This window comes from Microcystis aeruginosa FD4 (genome assembly GCF_009792235.1).
GTDB lineage: Bacteria > Cyanobacteriota > Cyanobacteriia > Cyanobacteriales > Microcystaceae > Microcystis > Microcystis viridis.
Genome location: NZ_CP046973.1, coordinates 4,177,879 through 4,191,152, shown reverse-complemented (window position 1 = coordinate 4,191,152; position 13,274 = coordinate 4,177,879). Strand labels below are relative to the sequence as shown.

13 protein-coding genes and 2 pseudogenes are annotated in these 13,274 nt (G+C 42.5%); 7 read left to right on the top strand and 8 right to left on the bottom strand.

Going from position 1 to position 13,274, the window contains the following annotated elements:
- Positions 1–160 precede the first annotated feature (160 nt).
- Positions 161–1,357 (top strand): homocysteine biosynthesis protein, encoded by a 1,197-nt coding sequence (locus GQR42_RS20820; RefSeq protein ID WP_158201443.1) that lies wholly within the window; start codon positions 161–163, stop codon positions 1,355–1,357.
- A 36-nt stretch (positions 1,358–1,393) separates the two neighbouring features.
- On the opposite strand, the gene GQR42_RS20815 is transcribed toward GQR42_RS20820, so the two are convergent.
- Both GQR42_RS20815 and lipB read right to left on the bottom strand, forming a co-directional pair.
- A complete protein-coding gene (locus GQR42_RS20815) occupies positions 1,394–2,656 on the bottom strand; it encodes a pentapeptide repeat-containing protein (protein WP_158202538.1) in 1,263 nt (420 codons plus the stop codon).
- A 1-nt stretch (position 2,657) separates the two neighbouring features.
- Positions 2,658–3,326 (bottom strand): lipoyl(octanoyl) transferase LipB, encoded by a 669-nt coding sequence (gene lipB / locus GQR42_RS20810; RefSeq protein WP_158201442.1) that lies wholly within the window; start codon positions 3,324–3,326, stop codon positions 2,658–2,660.
- A gap of 75 nt (positions 3,327–3,401) precedes the next feature.
- On the opposite strand from lipB, the pseudogene GQR42_RS30100 reads away from it, so the two are divergent.
- A pseudogene (locus GQR42_RS30100) lies at positions 3,402–3,560 on the top strand (DUF29 family protein); the annotation flags it as partial.
- An 87-nt stretch (positions 3,561–3,647) separates the two neighbouring features.
- A pseudogene (locus tag GQR42_RS30095) lies at positions 3,648–3,776 on the top strand (DUF29 family protein); the annotation flags it as partial.
- 169 nt (positions 3,777–3,945) lie between these two features.
- Here the strand turns inward: GQR42_RS30095 and GQR42_RS20800 are convergent.
- Positions 3,946–4,395: a DUF29 domain-containing protein gene (locus tag GQR42_RS20800; RefSeq protein WP_158201441.1), complete on the bottom strand. Its 450-nt coding sequence runs from the start codon at positions 4,393–4,395 to the stop codon at positions 3,946–3,948.
- A 788-nt stretch (positions 4,396–5,183) separates the two neighbouring features.
- Here GQR42_RS20800 and ftsH3 point away from each other — a divergent pair.
- Positions 5,184–7,037, top strand: a complete 1,854-nt coding sequence (gene ftsH3, locus GQR42_RS20795) for an ATP-dependent zinc metalloprotease FtsH3 (protein WP_158201440.1) — start codon at positions 5,184–5,186, stop codon at positions 7,035–7,037.
- 215 nt (positions 7,038–7,252) lie between these two features.
- On the top strand, positions 7,253–8,200 hold the full coding sequence (miaA, locus tag GQR42_RS20790; RefSeq protein ID WP_158201439.1) for a tRNA (adenosine(37)-N6)-dimethylallyltransferase MiaA: 948 nt from the start codon (positions 7,253–7,255) through the stop codon (positions 8,198–8,200).
- Here the strand turns inward: miaA and GQR42_RS20785 are convergent.
- The 5 genes from GQR42_RS20785 to GQR42_RS20765 are packed head-to-tail and all read right to left on the bottom strand — an operon-like array spanning position 8,142 to position 11,766.
- On the bottom strand, positions 8,142–9,548 hold the full coding sequence (locus GQR42_RS20785) for a DUF2079 domain-containing protein (RefSeq protein ID WP_158201438.1): 1,407 nt from the start codon (positions 9,546–9,548) through the stop codon (positions 8,142–8,144). The genes miaA and GQR42_RS20785 overlap by 59 nt on opposite strands.
- 12 nt (positions 9,549–9,560) lie before the next feature.
- Positions 9,561–10,418 (bottom strand): amino acid ABC transporter substrate-binding protein, encoded by an 858-nt coding sequence (locus tag GQR42_RS20780; RefSeq protein WP_158201437.1) that lies wholly within the window; start codon positions 10,416–10,418, stop codon positions 9,561–9,563.
- A gap of 18 nt (positions 10,419–10,436) precedes the next feature.
- Positions 10,437–11,474 (bottom strand): AI-2E family transporter, encoded by a 1,038-nt coding sequence (locus tag GQR42_RS20775; RefSeq protein ID WP_158201436.1) that lies wholly within the window; start codon positions 11,472–11,474, stop codon positions 10,437–10,439.
- A gap of 12 nt (positions 11,475–11,486) precedes the next feature.
- Complete coding sequence (locus tag GQR42_RS20770; protein WP_158201435.1) at positions 11,487–11,669, bottom strand: hypothetical protein; 183 nt, start codon at positions 11,667–11,669, stop codon at positions 11,487–11,489.
- Entirely contained in the window at positions 11,593–11,766 is a 174-nt protein-coding gene (locus GQR42_RS20765) for a hypothetical protein (protein WP_158201434.1), read from the bottom strand. Before GQR42_RS20765 ends, GQR42_RS20770 begins: the two co-directional genes overlap by 77 nt.
- A 214-nt stretch (positions 11,767–11,980) precedes the next feature.
- Here GQR42_RS20765 and GQR42_RS20760 point away from each other — a divergent pair, with 214 nt between their 5' ends.
- Together GQR42_RS20760 and GQR42_RS20755 are read left to right on the top strand one after the other, a co-directional pair.
- Positions 11,981–12,763, top strand: coding sequence for a pentapeptide repeat-containing protein (locus GQR42_RS20760; RefSeq protein WP_158202537.1), 783 nt, complete (start codon positions 11,981–11,983; stop codon positions 12,761–12,763).
- A 45-nt stretch (positions 12,764–12,808) separates the two neighbouring features.
- On the top strand, positions 12,809–13,261 hold the full coding sequence (locus GQR42_RS20755; RefSeq protein WP_158202536.1) for a hypothetical protein: 453 nt from the start codon (positions 12,809–12,811) through the stop codon (positions 13,259–13,261).
- Positions 13,262–13,274 lie beyond the last annotated feature (13 nt).

The following is a 13,274-nucleotide window of genomic DNA, read 5'->3' as shown; positions in this document are numbered from 1 at the left end:
TTTCCCTTTCTTATCTTATAACAGTAATCAGTAATCAGTAATCAGTGAAAAGACAGCACTATTACCGCCATTTAATACCACTCACTGAAAACTCAAATCTGATAACTGTTTACTGATAACAGCAAAAAGCTCCCTAACCCCCATCCGACCAATTTTTCTTATGAGAACAATCGCTGAAATCAACGACAAGATCGCTAAAAAAACGGCTGTAGTCTGGACAGTAGAGGAATTGAAAAGCCGCGTTACCGAGATGGGAATTAAGGAGGTTTTTTCCCAAGTAGATGTGGTTTGTACGGGAACCTTTGAACCGATGGAATCTTCGGGGGCAATTATTAATTTAGGTCAGACGGATCCGCCGATAAAAATTCGTCAATGTTGGTTAGATGGGATTCCTGCTTATGCTGGTTTTGGGGCGGTGGATTTATATTTAGGAGCCAGTGCTATTAGTGATCTAGCGGCCAAAAATGAGAATTTAGAGGGAGAAAATCCCGAAAGGGGTGGCGGACATATTATTGAGGATTTAATCGCTGGAAAATCGCTGCAATTGCGTGCTGTTGGCCAGGCCACCGATTGTTATCCTCGTGCTTCTTTTGAAACGATTATTTCTAAGGATACTATCAATCAATTTTATCTTTTTAATCCTCGCAATCTCTACCAGAATTTTATCGTCGGAGTCAATGGGGGAGAGCGGACTTTATATACTTATTTGGGACCACTACAGCCGAGATTAGGTAATGCAGTGTATTCTAACCCCGGAGCAATTTCTCCCCTGTTAAATGACCCCGATTTAGAGGCTATAGGCATCGGTACGCGCATTTTTTTGGGAGGAGGAATCGGTTATATTGCCTGGGAAGGAACCCAACATTTTCCCCTGCAAAAACGCCTACAAAATCGCACTCCTATTGGACCCGCTTCCACCTTAGCCTTAATTGGGGATGCTAAACAAATGAATGCTCGCTGGGTGCGGGGTTGTTATTTCAAAAATTATGGGGCTTCTTTAATGTTAGGGGTAGCAGTACCGATTCCGATTTTAAACGAGGAAATCGTTCGACATTGTGCGGTAAAAGATGAGGAAATTGTCGCTCCAGTGGTAGATTTTTCCATTCCCCGGCGAGTCCGTCCTACCTTTGGTTTAATCACCTACGCTAAACTAAAAAGCGGTCGGATTATGATCGAGGGAAAAAGTGTCAAGGTGGCTCCTTTGGCCAGTATTTCCTTATCCCGTGAAGCCGCTTTAGAATTAAAAGCACTGATCGAATCGGGAGAATTTACCCTCACGGAACCTGTGGCCAAAATTAATCTAGAGCGGACTTTTATCCCCCAGGATCGTTGGGGTGGAAAATTATCAATTGAGTGAGGAATTTAGGGATTGCGTGCAGGTGGCAGACCCTAATTATCGGCCCAAAAGATTGGCAATATCAGCACATCCCCCCGGAATGGTTGCGCGGGACTTTTCCCCACACCAACGACAACAATAGTGACGTTGTTCCTCGCTCATGTTTTTCACCCCGGTAAAATTGACATTTTCTACCACTGCTCCCGTGTGTTCTCCTCTGTCATAATTGGGGGGAATGGTACGACTGCGGGGGGTAGCATTTTCTAGGGAACCATAAAATAAACGCATCCCTTTCATATCGGCCCCTCTTAAATTAGCTTCGTAGAGAATTGTCCGCGATACATTTGCTTTCACCAAATCGCTATAACTTAAATCGGCCCGCACCATATTCGCTTCGCTTAAATCCGTCCAGCGCAGATCCTGTCCAGAAATGTCGGCCCCTGCTAACATTACCCCCAATTGTACTACTCTTGTACCGAACTCTCGATCCTCCGCATAACCCCCTTCCCCGTCTAGAATCGGTCGGCCCAGATAACGATCGCGTTTAATCGGTGATAATAGCCGCGATTGACTCAAAAAACGCAGTATTTTCGCTTTCCCGGCGGCATCGACACTGCTGAGGATGGAAGCGGTGCGACCTTCTGCGATCGCTCTTTCCTGGGGCCAATCTTCTAAAAATCCCTCCTCATCCAAGGCTAAATCGGAAATCCCTTGAAAATAGGAATCGATCGTCTGTTGTTGGGTAATGCGATTTTGTTGTATGGTTAAATCCTTAGAAATAACGTACTGTTCCCAGGCCACATAGACGGCTAACACGGCGATCATAATCTGTCCCAAAGCCCCCACCCACTCGGCCCAGGAACCAAACTCATCGTATTTAAAACTCTCCAACCATCGCCATATTCGCTCGTAAACCCCTAAATATTTCCCTAATGCTGCCAGAGCAGCTATAAAAACCATAAAAGCGAAAACCGTCTGACGTTCAGAGGGGGTGAGATAATGGGCGATCCACTGGCGAATAGAGGGTAAAATCACCTGTAAAGATATTAAGATCGCTACTATCGCCCCAGAAAAGCCTAACCAGTCCCAGCTAAAGACCAGGCCGATGGTCATCACCATCAGGGGGGCCAGTAGTAACCCTGCGTTACCCGGTCGAAGATCTTTTAATAGTAGGATGCGCTGACGCAGAGGATTACGGGAAGATAAAGAGGAGACGTATTCGGAGGCATCGGGGGGCGATAAACCGGCTTTACCCTTATTTTCGGGGTTATCGTCCCTGTTTTCTGCGGCGAGTTTTTCTGGGTCTTTGCGATCGCTCATATTAATCCTTGTCAAGAGAAAATAATTCCACACCGAAAACTGAGGCGAAAACTCTCGATAAATCTTGCTGTACTTGCCTAAGACTAATATTAGGCAGAAACTGCCGTAAACTGCCCACGGGTTTATTAGCAATCCCACAGGGAATAATCTCGGCAAACCCGCTTAAATCCGGACAAACATTGATGGCAAAACCATGATAGGTAATCCAACGACTAACTTTAATACCGATCGCCGCTATTTTATACCCTTCTACCCATACCCCTGTCAAGCCTCCGATTCTTGACCCCGACAATCCATAAATAGCGATAGTTTGCAGGATGACTTCTTCCAATTGTCGCAAATACCAGTGTAAATCCTGCCGATAATAGCGCAAATTGAGAATCGGATAGCCCACTAACTGCCCCGGACAGTGATAGGTGACTTGGCCTCCTCGCTCGATTCTGTACACCTCTTTGTCGGTTTTGTCAAGATTAAATTTAATAAACTTAATATCTGAACCGGTACCGAGGGTGTAAACGGGGGGATGTTCCAGTAGGAGCAAAATGTCGGGCAAGTTAGGATTAGCAATTCTCGCCTCCACCAGCGATCGCTGGTGCGCCCAAGCGAGAGAATAGGGAGTAATTGCCTGAATTTTTAGCCCACAGAGACGAGGTATTTTTTGTGCATTCATCGAGAGATGTGATTGGTCAAATTATTTAAGAAATGTGGAAGATCACCAAGGAAAATTCAAAGAAGGGAAGAATAGATGTTGGGGAGAATAATAAGCGCTAATCTAAAGTTATCCCATCTATCATCTCTTGGGATTAGTATCCTCCAGTTTATCCTCATCAGCGCCAAAAAAGCACCAGAACAAGTTCAATCCTTGATTGAGCAAACCCGCCAACAGGTTGTTGACCCTAACAATCAAATAAATGTTATCGAGTTAATCGAGAAGATTATTATCTACAAATTCCCTCACCACGAAACTGCTATAAGATGGAGACAATCAATTATGCTAGGTGTTCACGCATTAAAACAACTCTATGAGCTTGATGACTCTCAATGGCTAGAAGAAACCGTTAGCTTACTTAGAAATCATCAATTTCAACAGCTAGACTTAGAACATTTAATCGAGAAATTAAGTAGGGAGGCACAATTATTTGTAGGATGGGTTAGCGCACTTCGTAACATAATCGGGCGTTGGGTTTCATGCTTCAACCGTTCGGCAAAAGCTCACGGCCGAAGCCCAACCTACGTTCATCTTATATTTAATTCCACCCACCCACTTACTGTTGCCGACTGATTCAATATTAGTATTGATCCGGTAGATATTCAGGATTGAGGATATCAGTTTTGGCAAAAGGACAGAGCTCAGGAAAATTTTTCTTATCTAACCCTGTTTCTCTAGCGGCAAGTAGGCAAGCATTTTGATAACACTTATCAAAAACTTCCTCAAAATATACCTTGAGACTGGGGCTATCTTCAAAAACTTCTAACAATCTCAAACAGTGTTCGGTGATAGAATACTGCCAACTATGAGACCGTTTAGAGGGTTGATACTTCCATTTAAGGATGTGAAGCAATAGCTTTTCTAAATTACTTTTCAAAGCCTTTTTATCACTTCTACCCATTGCCTCAATTTCCTCAATCAGATTTTCTAAATCGAGGTACTCCCACTTACCTTCTTTAAGTAGGTTAGCGGTTTCTTCTACCCAAAGATTAAAGTCTGTGTCGTAAAGTTTCTTGGCAGTAGATAGCATATCAGGTTTCTCCTACTTCCTTCATTTTAGGGGATTGTGACGGGGAATGTCATTTTAACCGGGCTGTAAAGTTGATGTAGCAGGGACAATTGTGCAGGGTAGAGGAGTTGGGTCTAAATTTTGATGGCTAAGTCAGGGTTTGACCTACACAAGACTCCATAATTTCTGGTTTTGCCGGTCAACAGGGCCTAAAAAATACGGAACTGACCTCCAATAATCAGTTCCTTACGGCGGTTCCTCTCTCCGTGTGGCACAGACAACTCCCTATTGGATAAGCCTTGACCCTTAGAAGATGTACCAGACTGAGCCTGAATCCGCCGTAGGCTAAAAGCTTTGATGTCCTTAGTTTCTAACCTTCTTTTATGGATAGACAATAAGCCAAGACCCATTTTAACCGCCTATCCTTAGATTGGCTGAATCTCCCCCAATCTCTTTACTGTTGCCAGAGTGCAAGAGTGCAAGAGTGCCTCATCTCAACAAGCAATTTAAATACGCGGGCAGTTTATTATCTCATATTGCGACCTCGAACAACCCAGGGAACAGTAGAAGGGATTAACTAAAAAATTAAACTGATTAAATTGGCATTTTGTTACTAATTGATCGTACTCGGTCGATCTCCCCATCTCCCCACTCTCCCACTCCCCACCCTGAACAGCTAACCCCCATTGAGGACCAGAACAGGCATATTTAAAAAAAACCTGTCCACTGTTCCTGAGAAACGTTAACATAAATTAACAACCCCTTGACAACCGATAAGATCATCCTCAATTTATCAGGAGTTCGACAGCGTGAACAAAAACGGTAATAACAAAAAATGGCGCAATGCGGGACTATATGCCCTATTGTTAATCGTAGTCCTTGCCTTGGCCTCAGCTTTCTTTGATCGCCAGCCAGCAGTGCAACAAACTTGGAAGTATAGTGAATTTTTACAAGAAGTACGGGAAGGTAAAGTAGAAACCGTGCGCTTAAGCGCCGACCGGCAACGGGCGATCGTACCCACCCAAGATGGCACAAATGTATTAGTTAACCTGCCCAACGATCCGCAATTAATCAACATCTTGGCAGAAAATAACGTTGATATTGCCGTACTGCCCCAAAGAGAAGAAGGAGTATGGGTAAGAGCCTTCAGTAGCCTCTTTTTCCCCATTTTACTTCTTGTTGGTCTATTTTTCTTGCTCCGTCGCGCCCAAAGTGGCCCTGGTTCCCAAGCGATGAACTTCGGCAAATCGAAAGCAAGAGTACAGATGGAACCCCAAACCCAGGTTACTTTCGGTGATGTGGCCGGGATTGAAGGGGCAAAATTAGAATTAAACGAAGTGGTAGATTTCCTGAAAAATGCTGATCGCTTCACGGCAATTGGGGCAAAAATCCCCAAAGGAGTCCTTTTAGTCGGTCCTCCGGGTACTGGTAAAACCCTGCTCGCTCGCGCGGTAGCTGGCGAAGCGGGAGTCCCGTTTTTTAGCATTTCCGGTTCGGAATTCGTGGAAATGTTCGTCGGGGTGGGTGCTTCTCGCGTCCGCGACCTATTTGAACAAGCGAAAGCAAATGCACCTTGTATCGTCTTTATCGATGAGATTGATGCTGTCGGTCGTCAACGGGGTGCCGGTTTAGGGGGTGGTAACGATGAACGGGAACAAACCCTCAACCAATTATTGACGGAAATGGACGGTTTTGAAGGTAATACAGGTATTATCATTATCGCCGCCACTAACCGTCCCGATGTGTTGGATGCCGCTTTATTACGTCCGGGTCGTTTTGATCGCCAAGTGGTGGTAGATCGTCCCGATTACGCTGGCCGTAAGGAAATCCTTAATGTCCACTCCAGAGGCAAAACTTTGTCCCAAGACGTGGATCTCGATAAAATCGCCCGTCGTACCCCCGGTTTTACTGGTGCGGATCTGGCCAATTTGCTCAACGAAGCCGCAATTTTAGCGGCACGTCGCAATTTAACCGAGATTTCCATGGATGAGATCAACGATGCGATCGATCGTGTCCTGGCCGGTCCTGAGAAGAAAAATCGCGTCATGAGTGAAAAACGCAAAACTTTAGTTGCTTACCATGAAGCTGGTCACGCTTTGGTGGGTGCTTTAATGCCGGATTATGATCCTGTCCAGAAAATTAGTATTATTCCTCGCGGTCGCGCCGGGGGTTTAACTTGGTTCACTCCTAGCGAGGATCGCATGGAATCCGGGTTATATTCTCGCGCTTATCTGCAAAATCAGATGGCTGTAGCTTTGGGGGGTCGTTTAGCTGAAGAAATTATCTTCGGTGAGGAGGAAGTGACTACGGGTGCTTCTAATGACCTGCAACAGGTGGCACGAGTAGCGCGGCAAATGGTCACTCGTTTCGGCATGAGCGATCGCCTGGGGCCGGTGGCCTTAGGTCGTCAAAATGGTAATGTTTTCCTAGGTCGTGATATCGCTTCCGATCGAGATTTCTCCGATGAAACTGCGGCAGCTATTGACGAGGAGGTGCGTAACCTAGTGGAACAGGCCTATCGTCGCGCTAAAGAGGTTTTAGTCAATAACCGCGCCATCTTGGACCAGTTAGCGCAAATGTTAGTGGAAAAAGAAACCGTGGACGCGGAGGAGTTACAAAATATCCTCGCTCATAACGATGTGAAAATGGCGGCTTTAGCTTAAGTTTTGTAACATTTTCTTGACAAACAGCATCCTGATGGGTGCTGTTTTTTTGTTAAACGAAAATTAATGACCAACTTAATTTCTTGCTGATCAGCTGTTAATCAGCTTAAAAATACCCTGTTTAAATGCGTCTTCCCTGAACAGTCCTGTCTTTTCACTGTTCACTGATTACTGATTACTGTTCACTGATTACTGATTACTGTCATGTAGCGTCGATGACTACTTCCTCTTTACCTATTTTAATTGTTATTTGTGGGGCAACTGCCACGGGAAAATCCAGTTTAGCCCTACAATTGGCCGAAAAGTTTAATTCAGTAATTCTCAGCGCCGATTCCCGACAAATCTATCGAGAATTTAATATTGGTACCGCTAAACCTAGCTTAGAAGAATGTCAGCGGATTCCCCATTATCTAATTGATATTTGTGATCCTCAAGATAATTTTACCCTAGCACAATACCAAGAACAAGCTGAGGATTTAATCAACAATCTCCACTATTCTCCTCTGTTTTTGGTCGGTGGTACGGGACTTTATATCAAGTCCATTGTCAAAGGTTTAAAAATACCGAGGGTTTCTCCTCAACCGGATTTAAGACAGCAATTACAAGCTTTAGGACAATCCTATCTTTATCAAATTCTGATGCAGGTAGATGAAGAGGCCGCTAAAAAAATTCATCCCCATGATCAGGTGAGAACTTTACGCGCTTTGGAGGTTTTTTATCTGACAGGAAAACCTATCTCTAGTCAGCAGGGAGAAAATCCCCCCACTTATCCAATTTTACAAATTGGGTTAGATTCTTCCCCAGAAAGTTTAGGCAAGCGGATCACTGTTCGTACTCATCAAATGATCGCCAGGGGATTAGTAGCAGAGGTGCAGAATTTGGGGGATAAATACGGTTGGGATTTGCCACTTTTGCAGACTTTGGGTTATGCAGAGATTAAGCAATATCTCCTCGGGGAAATTTCTTTAGAACAGGCGATCGATCTAATTATCCTCCACACCCGTCAATTTGCTAAACGTCAGCGCACTTGGTTTCGTGCCGATGCTGATATTGTCTGGTTTCCCATCGATAAAGAAAATTTATTGGAATCGGTGGAACGAAAAATTATTTTGTTTCTTGAGGGGTTGTCAAGGCCCGATATAAAAACACATCATCCTGATTAAGGATTAACCGAAAGTTGTCATTTTGATTCAGTTTATTTAAGTGATCATCAATTAGTTCTGGTGAACTAGACCAACCGGGATGACGGCGATCGAGTAGGATATAATTAAATTGATTTAAATCTAGGGATTGGGAACCTTCGATCGCTAATTTGATCATTTCTCGATGGGTAAGATGGGGGGCAATTCTAGAAGTAGTCAAGACACTCTCACTGGTGGTAATTTGGGTTAGAGCTTTTTGGGTAGCTGCCCAAGTATCAAGGGAATTTAAATACAGTGACCAGAAATAGCCGTATTTAGCTAAGGCAAAAAAGGCAATAATTGCCCAAGTAATTATCCATTTAGGCTGTTTCAACCAGTTACTATTATGGGCTAAAGTGGCGATAACCGCTAGAAATAAAAAGGGCAAAATTGGCAGGGAATATTGAGTGGTTAAGTTTTTTTGTGGGGCATGATCTGCCAATAAATTTAAAGCGAGTGCGGGAATAGCGGCAATTATTGGGGCAGAATAGCGCCAGGATAAACCCCAAACTAAGGGAATAATTAATAGGATTAGGTATTCTAGATTATTGCCAGTAAAGATTTTTCCCAAGACTAGATCGGGTTTGAGGAACAAATTAAAGATAATTGCTGGCAAACTATCTCCTAGATAACTATATCGAGAATCAGCCATTTCAATAACTGCCGATTTTCCTGTTAGGAGAGGGATTAATAATTTCGTGGTGATAATAAACCAAAGAATGCCGCTAATCATAGCAATTATTCCCGATATTTTTTTCTTTTCCCAGAGAAGTAACCAGAGCCCCATTCCCAACAATGTTAAAGAGAGAATTGCTTTACAACCAAGAATAATAATGATTCCTAGACAAAATCCCCAGAGATTATTTAATCTTGCCGCTAAAACCGTCCAAAAAATCGCTGGCACTGCGATAACTTCGGGATGAAAATCAAAAAGATTAACGTTAAAAATCAGGGGATAGAGCAGATAAACTAAGGCTAATGTATAAGCTTGTTTTTCTTTTAATCCCGCTTCTATTGCCAATTGCCAGAGGGGAAAAACAGCAAGGGAAAGGGAAAAAGCTTGTAAGAAAAGCAGCCAATAAACGCTAGGATAAATTTTATAAAGTAAGGCTATAGGATAGAGAATAAAAGCGATATGATCGCCTAAAATATGGTAGTCAACAAAAGATATAATCGGTGGTTTACCTTGAGAAATTAAGTAAACTCCTTGATCGAACCAACCAAGATCGAGAGCATTAGATTGAAATAAAATATGTCTGATAGCACTGCAAATAAACAGGATTATTGTAGCGCAACCAATCAACCAAAATAAAGCATTTTTTTTGTGCATAATCGTTAAGTTTTACTGGGATTTTTCGGAGTTATTACGACAATACTGCCAAGTATGTATAAAATAGGAAGCAACTTCAGTAAACCATGTTTTAAAAATATTTCTGTTCTCACTGGTGACGATAACCCCATTAATAAACTCTTGCCATTGGGGATCATTAGCGGGAAGAATAAAACCATAATAATCACAATTTAAAGGATTGCGGGGGATAAGTTGATAATCTTTTCCTAGGGATAAACCGAGAATGACAGCTTCTCCAATTAGCAGAATACCATCACTAGCAAAAGCATCTATTCTATTCCTTCTTAAACTTTGGATACCCCGCAGTCTTCCCGTCACTCCTTGAAATTCCTGATAGGTAGCAAGAGGATATTTTTGTCTTAATAATTCTTGAGTGGTGGTATCTCGCAAAACTCCAATACTTATACCTTCTAAGGACGAAGAAAAGTTGAAATTCTTCTGATTATCACTCCGAACTAAAAACTGAGTTCCTGTGACAAAAAAAGGACGAGAAAAACTGACACCATCAGGTATGTTTTTTATGATACTATTAGGACCACACTCGAAATCAACGGTTTTATTTTTCAATAACTGGAAGCGATTAAATAAAGTTGATTTATAAATTTTGACACTGATGATCCGGAGGTTTAATTTGTGCTTAAGTTCCTCTCTGAGCAATTGGATAAAATCTAAGCATAATCCCTGTAAATTATTATGACTATCTCGATAGCCAAAAGGAATGGCATCTTCTCTCATAGCTACTTCTAATAATCCCGTGCGTTTAATTTTTTCTAGCACTGTTTCAGACTTGACGGGGAGAGGAGCAAACACATTAGATAAAATAACGAGAGTAAGAATGATTAATTTCATGACTTTTGCCGAAATTATTTAAGATTTGTTATGGACTTGATCCCATTGATCTAAAATGTCTTTGAATAATAATTCATCTAACCATGTTTTTACTACCACTGTCAAAGGTAAAGCCAATAATAAACCTAAGATGCCAAACATTTGAGCGAAGAAAATTTGAGCGATTAGGGTAATTGCCGGTAGTAAAGATACCTGTTTAGCCATGACAGTTGGTGTCAGCAAATAACTTTCGACATTTTGGATAATAAAATAGAGAATCAGAATAGCGACAATTTTCCAAGGTGCATCGATAACAGCAATGAGGATCGGAAAAATCACACTAGCAGTCGGTCCGATATTAGGGATAAAATTGAGCAATCCTGCTAGGATAGCATGAACGAGAACTAGATTAATTTGTAGAACCCAAAGACCGAAACCACTGAATAATCCCACGATAGTTGAACTAATGGCAATTCCCAACAACCAATTACCCAAACCCGCTTCCGATAGGGTCAGAATTTCCTCGGCACGACGACGATAGAAGTTAGGAAATAATTTTAAGAAAGCTTGTCGATAGGGTTGGGGATTGGCTAACATCATCATTGCTAACACCAGCACGAATAATAATTGCAAAATTGCCGCAACTGAGTTAGAAAAGAAAGTAAAAAAGTTACTAAAAACAAAGGTTCCTAAAGGTTGTAACTGCTGGACTAAATCGGTTAAATTAGGCAGCGATGGCAACCAATCAAATTGGAACTGTTGTCGCCATCGAATCGAGTTATTACGGACTAAATCCCAAGCTTGCGGTAAAAGTTCAATTAATTTTTGGAACTGTTCAACAAAGGGGGGAACAATAATTATAAAAAATAAAATCACAATTGCTAGACTCGTCAGCAGGGTAATTAAAATAGCCAACCCCCTTTTAATCCCTAATCTCTGCAATCCTTTCACACATCTATTTAAGGCTACGGTAAACACTATCGCCATAAAAATCAATAATAATAGCTGTCGAATCTGCCACAATACATACAGAGCCATTATTAAACAGATAAACCCCAACCACTGACCAAATTTCACGACGTTGATTTATCATCCTATCGGGACAAGTTTTATCATACAGCAGTCGGGAGGCGGTCGGCGGTCGGCAGGTTTTAGGTGTTGGGGTTTTGGGGTGTTGGGGTTTTGGGGTTTTAGTTCAATTTCCCCACCTCCCCACCTCCCCACTTCCCCACTTCCCCACTTCCCCACTTCCCCACCTCCCCACTTCCCCACTTCCCCACTTCCCCACCTCCCCACTTCCCCACTTCCCCACCTCCCCACTTCCCCACTTCCCCACCTCCCTAACAGCATAAATTAAGTTTTGTATCAAAAACTTGCTAATTTTGCTGTTATGTGCTATACAGTTACGCATCAAAACAGGATAGAAAAACGAGATTTTCTTAATTACCAGACATTTTCTCAAATTTTATGGCAACTCTCCCAGAGTCAAATTATCCTGAAAGAAATCCTCTCCTAGAAAATCCGACCAGACTCAGAGAAATTGTGGCCATTAATGCTTTTATCCTTGTATTAGGACTTCGATGATGAAAGAATTGGAGCGATACTATAAAGTTTTAGGGTTAGATCATGGGGCATCTCTCGATGAGATCAATCAAGCCTACAAAGATTTGGTGTTTATTTGGCATCCCGATCGCATTCCCAAAGATAATCAGCGTCTTTTGGAAAAAGCCACCGCTAAACTGCAAGAAATTAACCACGCTAGGGAACAATTGCGGCAAATTCATCAAAATTCTTCTAAACGCTCCAATTCCGCCCCTAAAACTGAAAAACAGCCCGTCCACGCCTATAAAACTGCTTCCCCCTATCAGCCTCACCCTAGCCAACCCAGCCAAAATTCCCAAACCCACAGTCAACAAACCCATAGTCAACAAACCCATAGTCAACACAGCCACTCCCAGAATAACCATCAGGTCCACAATCATGCCGCCTGGCGCCCTCACTATCGGGATTTAAACGGAGCCGATTTACAGGGAGCCAACCTGAAGGAAAAAGATTTCTCTAGTCGCAGTCTCATCGGGGCAGATTTAAGCCATGCCGACTTAAGCGATAGCTTCCTGCACAAAGTTAACCTAGAAAAGGCTAATCTGTACAAAGCTAATCTTTTTCGCGCCAATCTCCTCGAAGCTAACCTTAAAGGTGCAAATTTACAGGAAGCCAATCTCATCGGGGCGGATTTAAGTGGGGCGGATCTGTCGGCGGCGGATTTACGCGGGGCAAAAATTGGCTTTGGTAAGCGTATTATGGTGAAATTAACTGGGGCAATTTTAACGGGAACAATTCTCCCCGATGGTTCGATTCATCAATAGACCTCTTGCTAATTTTGATCTCCCTTTAATATGAACTATCACCTGATGGGCATTTATTACACAATCGCTGCTGTTTTTCTAGGGATGCAATTAGCTGCAGGAGAAAATTTATCGGCAGCGAATCCAGATTTTCTACGACTACAAAAAGCTTTAGAAAAACACAATTTTATCGTCAAAATTGCCCCGCCACCCGTGCGAGGAGCCTACGGTTTATTTGATAGTAAAACTAGAATTATTTGGATTCATCCCCTAGTTTTTGACTTAGGTATTGCCCGACCAACATTAATTCATGAAGCTGTCCATGCCACTCAACTTTGTCATGGAGGCAAAACAGTTAAAGCTCTTAATTTATGGATAGAACCACCAGCAATAACCAGAAGATTTTTTATGAATTATGAAGGTTTTAGCCGGCAAATTGAAGCCGAAGCCTATACTGTTCAAGTTCAGCCCGATGGTCTAGATTTAGTGATTTCTTTACTGCAAAAATATTGTGCTTAGAAAACCTGTCGAT

Excerpts from the sequence above, each read along its gene's own strand:
- GQR42_RS20820 (WP_158201443.1), top strand. The coding sequence starts at position 161 with ATGAGAACAATCGCTGAAATCAACGACAAGATCGCTAAAAAAACGGCT.
- GQR42_RS20815 (WP_158202538.1), bottom strand. The coding sequence starts at position 2,656 with ATGAGCGATCGCAAAGACCCAGAAAAACTCGCCGCAGAAAACAGGGAC.
- lipB (WP_158201442.1), bottom strand. The coding sequence starts at position 3,326 with ATGAATGCACAAAAAATACCTCGTCTCTGTGGGCTAAAAATTCAGGCA.
- GQR42_RS20800 (WP_158201441.1), bottom strand. The coding sequence starts at position 4,395 with ATGCTATCTACTGCCAAGAAACTTTACGACACAGACTTTAATCTTTGG.
- miaA (WP_158201439.1), top strand. The coding sequence starts at position 7,253 with ATGACTACTTCCTCTTTACCTATTTTAATTGTTATTTGTGGGGCAACT.
- GQR42_RS20785 (WP_158201438.1), bottom strand. The coding sequence starts at position 9,548 with ATGCACAAAAAAAATGCTTTATTTTGGTTGATTGGTTGCGCTACAATA.
- GQR42_RS20780 (WP_158201437.1), bottom strand. The coding sequence starts at position 10,418 with ATGAAATTAATCATTCTTACTCTCGTTATTTTATCTAATGTGTTTGCT.
- GQR42_RS20760 (WP_158202537.1), top strand. The coding sequence starts at position 11,981 with ATGAAAGAATTGGAGCGATACTATAAAGTTTTAGGGTTAGATCATGGG.
- GQR42_RS20755 (WP_158202536.1), top strand. The coding sequence starts at position 12,809 with ATGGGCATTTATTACACAATCGCTGCTGTTTTTCTAGGGATGCAATTA.